We start from the raw sequence: 14461 nt of genomic DNA, 5'->3' as shown, positions 1-14461 counted from the left end.
TGAAGATGTTCCATCCCGTCTTCACCCGCAGGAGCCAGCCATGAGCCAGTCCGATAACAACAGCCCCAAGTGCCCGTATCACACCGCGCCGTCGCCTGCGGAAGGCGCCCAGCAGCAGCGTGAACTGAGCACCACGCCCAAGCAGAAGCATGGCGATGATCCGGTCACGCCGATGACCACGGCCTTCGGCGCACCGGTGGTGGACAACCAGAACAGCAAGACCGCCGGCCCGCGTGGCCCGCTGCTGATGGAAGACGTGTGGCTGCTGGAAAAGCTGGCCAACCTCAACCGCGAGATCATTCCCGAGCGCCGCATGCATGCCAAGGGCTCGGGCGCGTTCGGCACCTTCACCGTCACCCACGACATCAGCAAGTACACCCGCGCCAAGCTGTTCGAGAAGGTCGGCAAGCAGACCGAGATGTTCGCCCGCTTCACCACGGTGGCCGGCGAGCGTGGCGCCGCCGACGCCGAGCGTGACATCCGCGGCTTCGCGCTGAAGTTCTACACCGAAGAAGGCAACTGGGACCTGGTCGGCAACAACACCCCGGTGTTCTTCCTGCGCGACCCGCGCAAGTTCGCCGACCTCAACAAGGCCGTGAAGCGCGACCCGCATACCAACCTGCGCAGCGCGCGCAACAACTGGGATTTCTGGACCCTGCTGCCCGAAGCCCTGCTGCAGGTGACCGTGGTGATGAGCGACCGCGGCATTCCGCGCAGCTTCCGCCACATGCACGGCTTCGGCTCGCATACCTACAGCTTCACCAATGCCGACAGCGAACGCTTCTGGGTCAAGTTCCACTTCGTCAGCCAGCAGGGCATCGAATCGCTGACCGACGCGCAGGCGCAGATCCTGGTCGGCCATGACCGCGAAAGCCACGGCCGCGACCTGTTCGCCGCGATCGAGAAGGGCGACTTCCCGAAGTGGAAGCTGTTCATCCAGGTCATGCCGGAGCTGGACGCGGAAACCTACCGCGTGCATCCGTTCGACCTGACCAAGGTGTGGCCGAAGAGCGACTACCCGCTGATCGAAGTGGGCCAGTTCGAACTGAACCGCAACCCGGTCAACTGGTACCAGGACGTGGAGCAGTCGGCGTTCGCACCGAGCAACCTGGTGCCGGGCATCGGCCCGTCGCCAGACAAGATGCTGCAGGCACGCCTGTTCGCCTATTCCGATGCGCAGCGCTACCGCCTGGGCGTGAACCACCACCAGATTCCGGTGAACGCAGCGCGCTGCCCGGTGCACAGCAACCACCGCGATGGTGCGATGCGCGTGGACGGCAACTACGGCGGCCTGCCGCACTACGAGCCGAACAGCTACGGCCAGTGGCAGGAGCAGCCGCAGTACCGCGAGCCGCCGATGAAGATCCGGGGCGACGCCGACTTCTGGAATTTCCGCGAGGACGACGCCGACTATTTCAGCCAGCCCGGTGCGCTGTTCCGCAGCTATAACCAGGCACAGAAGGACCGCCTGTTCGCCAACACCGCCCGCGCCCTGGGCGATGCGCCGGACTTCATCAAGCAGCGCCACATCGACAACTGCAGCAAGGCCGACCCGGCCTACGGTGCCGGAGTTGCCGCGGCGCTGAAGGCGCTGGCCAGCCAGCCGTCGGATCCGTTCAAGCCGGCGCAGCCGGAAGCGGACTTCCCCACCGCCACCCCGGGCGCCGAAGACATCGAGCTCTGATCGCCCTGCCCCGTGTACGGCACGCCGCCTCCCAGTGAGGCGGCGTCGCCGTTTTAACGGTCCGCGTCGTACCTTCTGCACGCCCAACCCCAATCAAGGATTCCGCAGATGAGCCTGACCGATGAACTTCTCGCCAAATTGCAGGGCGCCCCGCTGCAGCAGGTGTCGCAGCAGCTCGGCATCAGCGATACCCAGGCTTCCGGCGCGATCAGTGCCGCGCTGCCGGTGCTGATGGGCGCGCTGGGCAACAACGCCTCGCAGCCGCAGGGCGCGCAGGCCCTGCTCGGCGCCTTGCAGAACAACCACAGCGGCCTGGACCTGGGCGGCGTGCTCGGTTCGGTGCTGGGCGGCGGTGGCGCCAGCGGTGGCGCTGCCAGCGATGGCGCCGGCATCCTCGGCCACATCTTCGGCGGCAGCCAGCAGAAGGTGGAGACCGGCCTGGCCCAGGCCACCCAACTCGACAGCGGCCGCACCAGCCAGCTGCTGCAGATCCTCGCGCCGATCGTGATGGCCTTCCTCGCCCAGCGCCTGGGTGGCGGCCAGGCCGATGCCAGCTCGCTCAGCCAGGCCCTCGGCCAGGAAAAGCAGCAGGTGCAGCAGCAGGGCGGTCTTGCCGGTGGCCTGCTCGGCAGCCTGCTGGACCAGGATGGTGATGGTCAGCTGGGCGTGGGCGATCTGCTCAAGCTGGGCGGCAATCTGCTCGGCGGCAAGCGCTGAGGGAAAGCCTGGCCGGACATGGGCCGGCGCTACCGGCATCTCCATGGGTAGCGCCGGGCCAGGCCCGGCGGCTTACCGGTTGCCCGCCTTCAAACGCTGCAGGATCGGTGCGAACAAGGGCGCCTGCATCGAGCGCGGCGGCTCGACATGGCCGCCCTTTTCCTGCGCCTGCCAGTACGACCACGGCAGCGGCTTGTCGCCCAGTTCGTAGTCCATGCCGTCCCAGCCATCCTCGCGGAAGGCGTAGAAGGCCCAGTGCACCTTGTCCTGCTCCAGCACCTGCAGCACATCCTGCAGGTAGCGGCTGCAGTCCGGCCACCGCCGCATGCAGCCGAATTCGGCCACCACCATGCGGTTGGCACCGACGTCATGCGAGGCGGCCCACGTCATCGGCTGCTGCAGGTAACGGCGTACACGCGCCGCATCCCAATGCTCGCTGCCTGCACCGAACGGCACCTGCGCCGGATAGCGCCAGGGTTTGGCACGCGTCTGGTTCGGTGCACTGGTTGCTGCATACGGCTCGTACATGTGCACGCTGTACAGCAGCTTCGAATCCGCCAGCGGTGCCGGCCAGTAGTTGAAACCGTCGGCGGCGGCATACCAGCCCGCATCCAGCATCAGCGGCATCGCGGTGTCGACCTCGCGGATGCTGGCGATCAGCTCCGAGTAGAAGCGGCGCAGATCGCGTGGGCCGTCCTGCACACCGGCATACCACCGCTGCATCGCCTCGGTGGACGCATGCTCGGCCAGGCCTGCACCGTACTCGGGCACCGGCTCATTGATGAGGTTGTAGGCGGCCAAGGCAGGATGACCCCTCAGCGCCGTGGCCAGGTCATGCCAGAAGCGACGGGCCGGCACATGGTTGTCGAAGGACTGCCACAGGCGCTGGTCGACCACATCGCCGTTGTGCTGCTTCCAGCGCAGCAACGGCAGCGACAGCGGCGTCAGCACCACTTTCAGCCCGGCCGCATCGGCGTCATCCAGCACCCGCCGCAGCGTGGCCAGGTCGGCCGGAACCAGTCCGCGATAGTCATCGGCGTTGCCGATCAGGAAGTCACGACCGCCCTGCCCCTTCCACTTGTCCGGCACCAGCCGCACCCAGGTCGCACCGGTCGCACGCAGCGCCTCGAAGTATTTCCGGTCCGGAGGCGACATGTTCATGCTGTTGCCACCGCGTTGCGGAACGTCCCAGAAGGTGATGTCGGCAGCGTGCAGTGGCGCAGCAGCAAGCAGGGACAGGCATAACAGCAGACGACGCATGGGCAGGCCTTCGATAGGTGAAAAACCAGCCTGCCCAGCGCAATCCGAACGTACCGTGACCGGCGCCTTGTTTCGCACCGCGATAGGAACAATCCGTTGGAATCAGGATTTCGCTAGAGCGCGTCGATGTCACCCAAGGCCCGGATCAAACGCCGCGCGCGCTTGTCCGGCTTGTGTTCCGGCGGCTGGAAACCATCGCGTGCCGCGATGCGCAGTGCACGCTGTTCGGCACGGCGCGCCTTCGAAGCCTCGCTCTCGGCATACAGCTGCTGTGCCGTTGGCGCCGGCCCGCGCTGGTCGCTCAGGCCCAGCACCTGGATCTCGAAATGCTCCTCGCCGCGGTCGACCTGCAGCTGCTCACCCACGCGCACCGCGCGCGAGGACTTCGGGCGCTGCCCGGCCACGCTGACCTTGCCGGTCTCGATGGCCTGCTTGGCCAGGCTGCGGGTCTTGAAGAAACGGGCCGCCCACAACCAGATGTCCAGGCGGACACTGGGCGACAACGGGGAAAGCTCAGGCATCGGTGCGGACTACTCCGGTGGCTTGTTCATAGGACGCGGATGGTCGGGGTCGGTGCGGCAGCCGCTGCCCCCGATCAACGTGGGTACACCAGCGGACAGGTCCTGGCGCTGGCTGCCGACCAGGCACTCGGGACGGTCGGTCGGCCGCACCTGGGTATCGCCCAGCCGGTCACCTGTCGAACATGCGGCCAGTGCGGTGCCGATCAAGGCCAGCGCCAGGCTCCATTTCACCTGCAGTCGTTGATGCATTGCCACATCCTGCAAACCGGCTTGGTGCTAGTGTGCGCCTCCCGGGAATCGATCACCACTCCATGGCCAAAGCGCCGCTTGACCTGACCTCCGGCCCGATCGGCCGCAACCTACTGCTGTTCTCCCTGCCGATCCTGGCGGGCAACATCGCGCAGTCGCTGAACGGTTCGGTGAATGCGGTCTGGGTGGGGCGCTTCCTCGGCGAGGCGGCATTGACCGCCACCGCGAACGCCAACAACATCATGTTCTTCCTGATCGGCTCGGTGTTCGGCTTCGGCATGGCCTCGACCATCCTGATCGGCCAGGCGATCGGTGCGCGCGACATCGCGCAGGCACGGCGCGTGGTCGGTACCAGCGCCACCTTCTTCATCGGCCTGTCGGTGATCATCGCCATCGCCGGCTGGTTCATGGCCCATCCGCTGCTGGCGGCGATGGGCACGCCGGCCGCCTCGCTGCCGTTGGCCGAAGCCTATCTGCAGATCATCTTCCTGGCGATGCCGACGCTGTACGCGTTCGCCTTCCTCACCGCTGCACTGCGCGGTGCCGGTGACTCGCGCACGCCGTTCCGTTTCCTGATGGTGTCGGTGGCACTGGACATCGTGCTGAACCCGGTACTGATCTTCGGCATGGGGCCGTTCCCGGCGCTGGGCATTGCCGGTTCGGCCTGGGCCACGCTGGTCGCGCAGACGCTGTCGCTGGCCGGCCTGCTGCTGTACATGCGGCACAAGCGCCACACCCTGTGGCTGGGCCGCGCCGACATGCGCCTGTTCAAGCTCGACCTGACCATCCTCAAGGCGCTGGTCATCAAGGGCGTGCCGATGGGCCTGCAGATGGTGCTGATCTCGCTGTCGGTGATCCTGCTGATGACCATGGTCAACCAATACGGCACCGACACCGGCGCCGGTTACGGCGCTGCCCTGCAGCTGTGGAACTACCTGCAGATGCCGGCGATGGCGATCGGTGCGGCGTGTTCTTCGATGGCGGCACAGAACGTCGGTGCGCAGCGCTGGGATCGCGTGCGCGGTACCGCGCGCCAGGGCGTGCTGTTCAACTTCCTGTTGACCGGCGCGCTGATCCTGCCGCTGGTGGTGTTCGATCGCCAGCTGCTGGCACTGTTCCTGCCACCGGCCAGCCAGGCGCTGGACATCGCCCGCCACCTCAACCACGTGGTGATCGGCTCGTTCCTGTTCTTCGGCGTCAGCTTCGTGATCTCCGGCGTGGTTCGCTCCACCGGCGCAGTGATTCCGCCGCTGCTGATCCTGGCCGGTTCGCTGTGGGGCGTGCGCGTGCCATTCGCCGAACTGCTGCAGCCGTATTGGGGCGCCGATGCGATCTGGTGGAGCTTCCCGGTCAGCTCGCTGGTCTCGATGCTGCTGTCACTGGCCTATTACCGCTGGGGTGGCTGGCGCAAGGCGAAGATGATGGGCAAGCCCTCGCACGCCGAAGAACTGGCCACGCCGTCGGAGATTCCGGCCTGCCCGCCGTCTCCGGTGGCCGACCCGGATGCCGCGCCACTGCGGTAGTGCCGGCCGCTGGCCGGCAACCTCAAGCCCCTCCGGAAGCATCGCGCAACAGCCGGCCAGCGGCCGGCTCTACCGCTTCTTCTTCGCCGCCGGTCATTACCACGGTAGTGCCGGCCGCTGGCCGGCAACCTCAAGCCCCTCCGGGGGCATCGCGCAACAGCCGGCCAGCGGCCGGCTCTACCGCTTCTTCTTCGCCGCCGGTCATTACCACGGTAGTGCCGGCCGCTGGCCGGCAACCTCAAACCCCTCCGGAAGCATCGCGCAACAGCCGGCCAGCGGCCGGCTCTACCGCTTCTTCTTCTCCGCCGGTGATTACCACGGTAGTGCCGGCCGCTGGCCGGCAACCTCAAACCCCTCCGGAAGCATCGTGCAACAGCCGGCCAGCGGCCGGCTCTACCGCTTCTTCTTCGCCGCCGGTCATTACCACGGTAGTGCCGGCCGCTGGCCGGCAACCTCAAACCCCTCCGGAAGCATCGCGCAACAGCCGGCCAGCGGCCGGCTCTACCGCTTCTTCTTCGCCGCGTTGAACGTGGCCGCCTCGCGCAGCAGTGCCTTCAACGCCGCGGCATCCGGCATCGCGCCTTCATGGATGTCGATCGCACGTCGCGTGTTGCCGTCCAGGCTGGCGTTGAACAGGCCCTTCGGATCGGCCAACGCCGCACCGTTGGCAAAGGTCAGCTTCACCGCCTGTTTGTAGGTTTCGCCGGTGCACAGGATGCCGTTGTGCTCCCACACCGGCGTGCCGCGCCACTTCCAGGTTTCCTGCACGTCCGGCAGCGCCTCATGGATCAAGGCACGCACGCGTGCCAGCGCCTCGCCACGCCAGTCGCCCAGCTCGGCGATGCGTGCATCGATCAGTTCAGCGGCCGGGGTTCCGGCATCGGCAGGGTTCGGTGCATGCGTGGCCATCAGCGGTTCTCGTCGGCAGGGAGATCGGAACGATCCACTTACATGCGCTCGCCGGGCAATGCCGCGGCCTGGCGCACCCAGTCGAGGAACTGCGCCTCATCCAACGCACCCTCCTGCTGGATGTGCAGGTAGCGCGTATCGGCACTCTTCGACGGCTCCGGCGGCACCGGCTTCAGCGCAGCGCCGCGGAAGAATGCCACCTTGATGTAGCGGGTGAAGCAGTGGAAGCTGAGAAACCAGCCTTCGCCCGGCGCAACCGCATACATCGGCGAATTCCACTTCACTGCCTTGTGCACACCGGGTACAGCCTGTTCGATCAGCGCATCCAGCTGTGCTCCGATCGGCCGCTTCCAGTCCGGCATCGCCGCGATATAGGCCTGCACCGGCGCATCGCCCTCGCCCTTGGCGATCTGCGGGTTGCCGCCGGACAACAGCGCGGGCGCGGTGGAAGGTGCGGTTCGCTTGGCAGGCATCGCACAGCACGTCCATCGGGATGAAACCGCAGCCTAGCGCGGTCTGTCCCCAACGGTCACGGCGCAGTGCGCCATCGGCTCAGTCCGCTTGCCGCGCCCGGAACTGCTGCCAGTCCGGCAGCTTGCGGTGGCGGCGCAGCGAGCGCATCAAGGCCGCCATCACCACGCCGAACAGCGCCCCGGCCACCAGGCCGGCCGCCAGCAGCAGGGCCAGCGGGCGTTCACTGCCCTGCCACAGCATCAGCCACATCAGCGCGGTCCAGAACAGCCCGAACAGCAGGCCCTGCACCAGCGCATTGGTGCCGAAGCCGGCCAGGATCGGCGGTGGCAGTGCGATGCCCATGCGCCACAGAAGGCGATGCAGCAGCGGTGCCGACTGCACGCGCGCCAGCCCCTTGCCGTCGAGGAAGCGCAGCGCCGACTGGATCACGGCGGGATAGCGCGGGTTGATGTCGTTCATCCCCTGATCGTGGCCGAAGCGATGCCGGAAACGCAAACGGCCACCCGAAGGTGGCCGTCGCGGCAACAACCGAAGTTGTTTATCAGGCCTTTTCGGCCAGACGGGCAGCCTTGGCGGCAGCAGCGGCAGCCAGGTCTTCCTTGATGCGGGCAGCCTTGCCTTCCAGGCCACGCAGGTAGTACAGCTTGCCGGCGCGGACCTTACCACGACGCTTCACTTCGACCGAGTCGATGATGGCGCTGTGGGTCTGGAAAACGCGCTCGACGCCGTAGCCGTGCGAGATCTTGCGGACGGTGAACGAGGAGTTCAGGCCGGCGTTCTTGGTGGCGATGACAACGCCTTCGTAGGCCTGCACGCGCTCACGGCTGCCTTCCTTCACCTTCACGTTGACGACAACGGTGTCGCCCTGGCTGAACTTCGGCAGTTCACGGGTGATCTGGGCGGATTCGAATTCCGCGACGATGGACTTGTTCAGCTTGCTCATGGGTTACACCGATTCTTGTTCGGGTGGGCGTGTCGTATCGACAACGTAGGCTCATGCAGTCACCGGACTGTGCTGCACGTTTGTTTTGGGTACTGCGAGCGCCGGCCGGAGCCGACGGGAATTGGCCATGATAGCCGATAACGCCAGCCCTGCGCTAGGGGCTGGCCTTGTGTTTCTGGGCCTGACGGCCCTGCTCCAGCAGCTTGCGGTCGGACTTGCCCAGCGCCTGTTCATCCAGCAGGTCCGGGCGCCGCTGGGCGGTACGGACCAGCGACTGCTGGCGGCGCCAGGCCGCGATGGCCGCGTGGTTGCCCGAGCGCAGCACGTCCGGCACGTCACCCAGCGGGTGCTGGGCCGGCTGGCTGTAATGCGGGCAGTCGAGCAGGCCGAGGTCGCCCTCGAAGCTGTCCTGCGCCGCCGATTCCGCGTCATTCAGGGCACCGTCCTGCAGGCGGGCCACGGCGTCGATGATCACCGCCGCGCCCAGCTCGCCACCGGACAGCACGTAGTCGCCGAGGGAAATCTCCTCGTCGACGTTGGCCTCCAGGAAACGCTCGTCGATGCCCTCGTAGCGGCCACAGAGCAGGACCATGCGCGGCAGTGCCGCCAGTTCCCGCACCTTGGCCTGGGTCAACGGCGCCCCCTGCGGGCTGAGATGGATCACCCGCGCCGGGGTCGGATCAGCATCACGGATCGCCTGCAGGCAGGCCTGCAGCGGCTCGATCAGCATCACCATGCCCGGGCCACCACCGAACGGGCGGTCGTCCACCCGGCGGTAGTTGCCTTCGGCGTAATCACGGGGATTCCAGCCATGCAGGCTGAACAGGCCCTTCTCCTGCGCGCGCCCGACCACGCCCAGTCCAGCGGACTGGGCGAGGAACTCGGGGAACAGGGTGATGACGTCGAAACGCATGCTCACACTCAGAACTCGGGATCCCAGTCGACCACGACCAGGTTGGCCTCGAAGTCGACCGACTTGACGAAGTCCGGCTGCACGAACGGAATCATCCGTTCGCGGTCACCACGGACCACCACCACGTCGTTGGCGCCGGTGCTGAACAGGTGCGAGACCTGGCCCAGGGCAACGCCCTCGGTGGTCTTCACGTCCAGGCCTTCCAGGTCCACCCAGTAATACTCGTCGGGCTTCGGCGGCGGCAATGCACTGCGGGCCACGTAGATCTCGGTGCCGTGCATCGCTTCAACGGTATCGCGGTCCTCGATGCCGGGGAAACGGGCGACCAGGTGCTTGCCGCTGTCGCGGCCGCGTACACCTTCAATCGTGGTTTCCACGCCAGACGGGCTGCGCACGATCCACGGCTGGTAACGGAAAATGGCGGAACGTGGCTCGGTCCAGGACTCGAGCTTGATCTCGCCGCGCACACCAAAAGCGCCGACAACCCTGCCCAGCAGGATGCGGCGCTCGATATCTTTCATCTGCTTCAACCAAGAGGGCCACGCCGAAGCGTGGCCCGTCAGGATCAGGCCGCAGCGGCCTGGGACTTGGTCGCTTCCTTGATCAGGTTGCGGACCTTGTCGGTCGGCTGGGCGCCGTTCTTGACCCAATGGTCAACGCGGGCCAGGTCCAGCTCGATGCGCTTCTCGGCGCCCTGGGCGACCGGGTTGTAGAAGCCAACGCGCTCGATGTTGCGGCCGTCGCGCGCGCTGCGCACGTCGGTGACGATGATGTGGTAGAACGGACGCTTCTTGGCGCCGCCGCGGGTCAGTCGAATCTTGACCATGGTGTTTTTCCTATTGCCCAGTCGCCAGGATGGCGAGGTAAGCGGGCGATTATAGCGGCAGAGCCCGGCCGAGCCAACCCCAGGGGTGAATCCGCCTTCACGGCAGCGCCGGGCCATGCCCTGCGGGGGTTTTCACCCCAATCTGTCCCAAGCCACCGCCGCCAGCACTGCCCTGCCCTGTTCAGCCAGTGCCTGCGAACCCGGCAGGACATGCCCGTCGATGGCGTCCAGCGCCCATAGGCCGCTGGCGTTGCAGGCAAAAGCGGCCTTCACGCTATCCAGTTCAGCCAGTGCCAACGGCCGCGTCAGCTGTGCCCCCGGCCAATGCTGCTTCAACAACGTCTCGGCAGTACCGCGCAGGGCCGGCGCCTGTGGCCAGAGCAGGCGCTCACCATCGTGCACGGCCAGGTTCCAGGTGCTGCCTTCACTCATCTCGCCATCAGCGGTCACGAACAGCACATCGTCGAACCCTTCCGCCATCGCCGCACGGCGCTCGGCAAACAGGCCGAAGGTGCCGACGTGCTTGATCTGCGGCAGTTCGCGCTGCCACACCACGCTGCGCACCCGCTTCGGTGCGGTCAGCGCCACCGGCGCGGACACCGCCACCAGCACGTCCACCGGTACGGCCGCCAGCGGATTGCGGAAATCGAAGCGGCGCGAGTACACCGTCACCCGCAGCGAGGCATCGGCCAGGCCGGCCTGCTGCAGCGCCTGCGCCATCCAGCCCCGCACCTGCGCCGCGTCCAGTTCGCTGCCGAACAGTTCGCGCGTGGCCTGCGACAGCCGCGCCAGATGCAGGTCCAGTCCCTGCACGGCGTGACCGCGCACCTGCAGCGAGGTGAAGTGGCCATAGTTGACCAGCGCAGGCAGCAGATCCTCCACCTGCACCGGTTGGCCGTTGCAGGTCACGGTCATCGCAGCAGCGCCTGCGCCTGTTCCCACATGCCGCGCAATACGTCGGCGGCCGGCTGTGCCGGGGCCATCCACGCCGACTGCCCGGCCCAGGCCTGCATCGCCGCCAGACGATTTTCCTGCACGGCCTGCCTGCGCATCGGCGCGGTCAGGCCGCGCTGCACCGGGTACGGGCGTGGCGCCGGTGCGCCTTCCGCAGCGGCGGCGCGCACATAGGGGGTCGCCAGGCCACGGCCCAGGCGACCGCTGAAGGCGCGGGTCGGCCAGGTATCTTCGGGTTCGCTGGCCGCCAATCCATCGGCCCACGCTGAAGCGATCGCCGCTTCGGGCGTGCGCAGGAACGCAGTGCCGATCTGCACGGCACTGGCCCCCAGGGTGAGTGCGGCAGCAATGCCACGGCCATCGGCGATGCCACCGGCGGCGATCACCGGAATCTGCAGGTGATCGGCCAGGCGCGGCAACAACGCAAACAGGCCGACCAACTGACGCTCGGCCATCGCCGGATCGAACGCGCCGCGATGGCCACCGGCTTCCACGCCCTGTGCCACCACCGCGTCGGCACCGGCGTCCTGTGCCGCACGCGCTTCGGACAAGGTGGTCGCACAGGCGATCCAGGCAATGCCGGCATCCTTCAACTGCTGTACGTGGCGCGGCAGCAGCACGCCCATGATGGTCGAGGCCACCGCCGGGCGCGCCGCCAGCAACGCAGCGAACTGTTCTTCGAAGTCGGCGGGCGTGGCATCGGCGGCGCTGGCCGGCACGTCCGGACCCCACTGCGCGAGGAAGGCGCGGCTGGCGCCTTCAGCGGCGACATCACGGGTCGGTGCCGGGTCCGGCACCCACAGGTTCACCTGTGCGGGGCCCGTCGAGGCAGCGCGGAAGTCATCCATCCAGTGGCCGATATCGGCCGATGACGACAGCACTGCGCCCATCGCCCCCATGCTGCCGGCATTGGCCAGCGAAGCCGACAACGGCACCGGGCAGGCGCCGGCCATCGGTGCCAGCAGGATCGGAAGCTGCAATGAAAAACGCCGACAGAAGGTGTCGGCGCGTTCAAGAATCGGCGATGCGTTCACGCGACATACCTGTTGGAGAAGTCGCCGCCCAGCATACGTCAGTCATTGTGACCCGGGGCCGGATCGCGATGCGCGCCGGCCCCGTCGCTGCATCAACGGAACGGCATGCCGCGGCCGCCCATGGCGCCCATCATGCCCTTCATGCTGCGCAACATGCCCTTCATGCCGCCGCCGGCCATCTTGCTCATCATCTTTTCCATCTGCATGTACTGCTTCATCAGCTTGTTGACGTCAGCGGGGGTCACGCCCGAGCCCTTGGCGATGCGCGCGCGGCGCGAGCCGTTGAGCAGGTTCGGGTTGCGCCGTTCCTTCTTGGTCATCGAGCTGATGATGGCGATCATGCGCGGCACTTCCTTGCCCTGGCTGACCTGCTGCTTCAGATGGTCGGGGATGTTGCCCAGGCCCGGCAGCTTGTCCATCAGGCCGCCGATGCCGCCCATGTTCTGCATCTGCTCCAGCTGGTCACGCATGTCGTTCAGGTCGAACTTCTTGCCCTTGGCGACCTTCTCGGCCAGCTTGGCCGCCTTGTCCTTGTCGACCTGCTGCTCGACCTGCTCGACCAGCGACAGCACGTCGCCCATGTCGAGGATGCGGCTGGCGATACGGTCCGGGTGGAACACGTCCAGGCCTTCCGGCTTTTCGCTGACGCCGACGAACTTGATCGGCTTGCCGGTGATGTAGCGCACGCTCAGTGCGGCACCGCCACGGGCGTCACCGTCGGTCTTGGTCAGCACCACGCCGGTCAGCGGCAGGGCGTCGCCGAAGGCCTTGGCGGTGTTGGCCGCGTCCTGGCCGGTCATCGCGTCGACCACGAACAGGGTTTCGGCCGGATTCACCGCCGCGTGCAGGGCCTTGATCTCGGCCATCATTGCTTCGTCGATGGCCAGGCGGCCGGCGGTATCGACCAGCAGCACGTCGACGAACGACTTGCGCGCATCGTCGATGGCGGCGCGGACGATGGCTTCCGGCTTCTGGTCGGCGCTGGACGGGAAGAACAGCACGCCGACCTGCTCGGCCAGGGTCTTCAGCTGCTCGATCGCGGCCGGACGGTAGACGTCGGCCGAGACCACCATCACCTTCTTCTTGCGCTTTTCCTTCAGGTGCTTGGCCAGCTTGCCCACCGTGGTGGTCTTGCCGGCGCCCTGCAGGCCCGCCATCAGGATGATGGCCGGAGCGGGCACATTGAGGTTCAGGTCGCTGGCTTCGGCGCCCATCACCGCGGTCAGCTCGTCGCGAACAACCTTGATCAGGGCCTGGCCCGGGGTCAGCGACTTCAGCACTTCCTGGCCGACCGCGCGCACCTTGATGCGCTCGATCAGGGCCTGCACCACCGGCAGCGCAACGTCGGCTTCGAGCAGCGCGATGCGGACCTCACGGGTGGCCTCGCGGATGTTCTCCTCGGTCAGGCGGCCGCGGCCACGCAGGCGCTCGATGGTGCCGGAAAGGCGCTGGGTCAGTGACTCGAACATGCGGCGCAACCTGTCTGAAAACGGGGGACAATAAGGCAGACAGTATAACGGGTCCGCTCCCCTACCCGGACTGCGACCACAGGGCCGTCGCCACCACCGCAGGGGTATGCGAAACTGCAACGATGTTAATCGTTCTCATCGCCGCCCTGCTCTACCTGGCCGCCAGCGCCCTGCTGGTGCGTGCGCTTGGCCGCGATGAAAGCACCGGCTCCCCGGCCTGGCTGTGGCCCGCCCTGCCGGCGATGCTGCTGCACGGCGGCTACCACGTGATGGTGGCGATGCGCACCAACGGCGGGCCGGACATGCACTTCTTCGCCGCGCTGTCGCTGGTCGGCCTGGGCATGGCCTGGCTGACCTCGCTGGTCGGCGCACGCGGGCGCATGTCGGCACTGGGCGTGGTGGTGTTCCCGCTGGCCGCGGTACTGCTGCTGGCCTACCACGGCTACGGCCACGAACCGAGCAAGGTGCTGGGCTGGCGCCTGGCCAGCCACGCCTGGCTGGCGCTGCTGGCCTACGCCACGCTGAGCATCGCCGCGCTGCTGGCGATCATGCTGTGGCTGCAGGAACGCGCCCTGCGCCGCCGCGAGTTCCGGCCGTGGCTGCGCGCCCTGCCGCCGCTGGCGGATCTGGAATCGCTGCTGTTCCGGGTGATCACCGTCGGCTTCGCGCTGCTGACCCTGACCCTGGTCACCGGCGTGCTGTTCGTCGACGACCTGCTGGCGCAGAAGCTGGTGCACAAGACCGTGCTGAGCGTGCTGTCGTGGATCGTGTTCGGCGTGCTGCTGATCGGCCGTCGCCGCTACGGCTGGCGCGGCATGAAGGCGGTGCACTGGACGCTGGCGGCAATGCTGTTGCTGCTGCTGGCCTTCTTCGGCAGCCAGTTCGCGATCGAACTGGTGTTCGGGCATTCGCGATAGCGGTGTGCCGGCCAACGGTCGGCACCCACCCCGGTAGTGCCGGCCGCTGGCCGGCAACAGGACCGCAC

General features: G+C 67.2%; 17 protein-coding genes. 4 read left to right on the top strand and 13 right to left on the bottom strand.

The window, feature by feature from the left end:
* Positions 1–40: 40 nt before the first annotated feature.
* Together ACZLHH_RS06175 and ACZLHH_RS06170 are read left to right on the top strand one after the other, a co-directional pair.
* Entirely contained in the window at positions 41–1684 is a 1644-nt protein-coding gene (locus ACZLHH_RS06175; protein WP_049424487.1) for a catalase, read from the top strand.
* A gap of 108 nt (positions 1685–1792) precedes the next feature.
* On the top strand, positions 1793–2401 hold the full coding sequence (locus tag ACZLHH_RS06170) for a DUF937 domain-containing protein (RefSeq protein WP_032127548.1): 609 nt from the start codon (positions 1793–1795) through the stop codon (positions 2399–2401).
* 72 nt (positions 2402–2473) lie between these two features.
* Here the strand turns inward: ACZLHH_RS06170 and ACZLHH_RS06165 are convergent, their stop codons facing one another.
* The 3 genes from ACZLHH_RS06165 to ACZLHH_RS06155 form a co-directional block, all read right to left on the bottom strand.
* Positions 2474–3661: a glycoside hydrolase family 5 protein gene (locus tag ACZLHH_RS06165; protein ID WP_180845130.1), complete on the bottom strand. Its 1188-nt coding sequence runs from the start codon at positions 3659–3661 to the stop codon at positions 2474–2476.
* Between the two features lie 113 nt (positions 3662–3774).
* Positions 3775–4182, bottom strand: coding sequence for an RNA-binding S4 domain-containing protein (locus tag ACZLHH_RS06160; RefSeq protein ID WP_004149153.1), 408 nt, complete (start codon positions 4180–4182; stop codon positions 3775–3777).
* Between the two features lie 9 nt (positions 4183–4191).
* A complete protein-coding gene (locus tag ACZLHH_RS06155; protein WP_107432625.1) occupies positions 4192–4431 on the bottom strand; it encodes a hypothetical protein in 240 nt (79 codons plus the stop codon).
* Between the two features lie 62 nt (positions 4432–4493).
* On the opposite strand from ACZLHH_RS06155, the gene ACZLHH_RS06150 reads away from it, so the two are divergent.
* Positions 4494–5954 carry an MATE family efflux transporter gene (locus ACZLHH_RS06150; RefSeq protein ID WP_049399635.1) on the top strand — a complete coding sequence of 487 codons (1461 nt, stop codon included), beginning with the start codon at positions 4494–4496 and terminating at the stop codon, positions 5952–5954.
* Between the two features lie 501 nt (positions 5955–6455).
* Here the strand turns inward: ACZLHH_RS06150 and ACZLHH_RS06145 are convergent.
* From ACZLHH_RS06145 to ffh, 10 genes are all read right to left on the bottom strand, one after another.
* Complete coding sequence (locus ACZLHH_RS06145; protein WP_180845129.1) at positions 6456–6863, bottom strand: DUF1801 domain-containing protein; 408 nt, start codon at positions 6861–6863, stop codon at positions 6456–6458.
* A 38-nt stretch (positions 6864–6901) separates the two neighbouring features.
* Complete coding sequence (locus tag ACZLHH_RS06140; protein WP_032127553.1) at positions 6902–7336, bottom strand: DUF1801 domain-containing protein; 435 nt, start codon at positions 7334–7336, stop codon at positions 6902–6904.
* A gap of 79 nt (positions 7337–7415) precedes the next feature.
* Positions 7416–7796 carry a DUF6404 family protein gene (locus ACZLHH_RS06135; RefSeq protein ID WP_032127554.1) on the bottom strand — a complete coding sequence of 127 codons (381 nt, stop codon included), beginning with the start codon at positions 7794–7796 and terminating at the stop codon, positions 7416–7418.
* 82 nt (positions 7797–7878) lie between these two features.
* A complete protein-coding gene (gene rplS, locus ACZLHH_RS06130; RefSeq protein WP_005408597.1) occupies positions 7879–8280 on the bottom strand; it encodes a 50S ribosomal protein L19 in 402 nt (133 codons plus the stop codon).
* 154 nt (positions 8281–8434) lie between these two features.
* Positions 8435–9193 carry a tRNA (guanosine(37)-N1)-methyltransferase TrmD gene (trmD, locus tag ACZLHH_RS06125; RefSeq protein ID WP_180845127.1) on the bottom strand — a complete coding sequence of 253 codons (759 nt, stop codon included), beginning with the start codon at positions 9191–9193 and terminating at the stop codon, positions 8435–8437.
* A gap of 8 nt (positions 9194–9201) precedes the next feature.
* A complete protein-coding gene (rimM, locus tag ACZLHH_RS06120) occupies positions 9202–9714 on the bottom strand; it encodes a ribosome maturation factor RimM (protein ID WP_071227727.1) in 513 nt (170 codons plus the stop codon).
* 44 nt (positions 9715–9758) lie between these two features.
* Positions 9759–10019: a 30S ribosomal protein S16 gene (rpsP, locus tag ACZLHH_RS06115; RefSeq protein WP_005415733.1), complete on the bottom strand. Its 261-nt coding sequence runs from the start codon at positions 10017–10019 to the stop codon at positions 9759–9761.
* Between the two features lie 132 nt (positions 10020–10151).
* Positions 10152–10934, bottom strand: coding sequence for an aminotransferase class IV family protein (locus ACZLHH_RS06110; RefSeq protein ID WP_180845126.1), 783 nt, complete (start codon positions 10932–10934; stop codon positions 10152–10154).
* Complete coding sequence (locus ACZLHH_RS06105) at positions 10931–12007, bottom strand: NAD(P)H-dependent flavin oxidoreductase (protein WP_180845125.1); 1077 nt, start codon at positions 12005–12007, stop codon at positions 10931–10933. Before ACZLHH_RS06105 ends, ACZLHH_RS06110 begins: the two co-directional genes overlap by 4 nt.
* A gap of 92 nt (positions 12008–12099) precedes the next feature.
* Complete coding sequence (gene ffh / locus ACZLHH_RS06100; protein WP_005408591.1) at positions 12100–13476, bottom strand: signal recognition particle protein; 1377 nt, start codon at positions 13474–13476, stop codon at positions 12100–12102.
* A 122-nt stretch (positions 13477–13598) separates the two neighbouring features.
* Between ffh and ACZLHH_RS06095 the strand changes: the two genes are divergently transcribed.
* Positions 13599–14393, top strand: coding sequence for a cytochrome C assembly family protein (locus ACZLHH_RS06095; protein ID WP_012510433.1), 795 nt, complete (start codon positions 13599–13601; stop codon positions 14391–14393).
* The last annotated feature ends 68 nt before the right edge of the window (positions 14394–14461 follow it).

Source organism: Stenotrophomonas sp. 28608_Sma, from assembly GCF_056486185.1.
The sequence above is the reverse complement of the archived record's forward strand: the minus strand, read 5'-3'. Positions and strand labels throughout refer to the sequence as shown.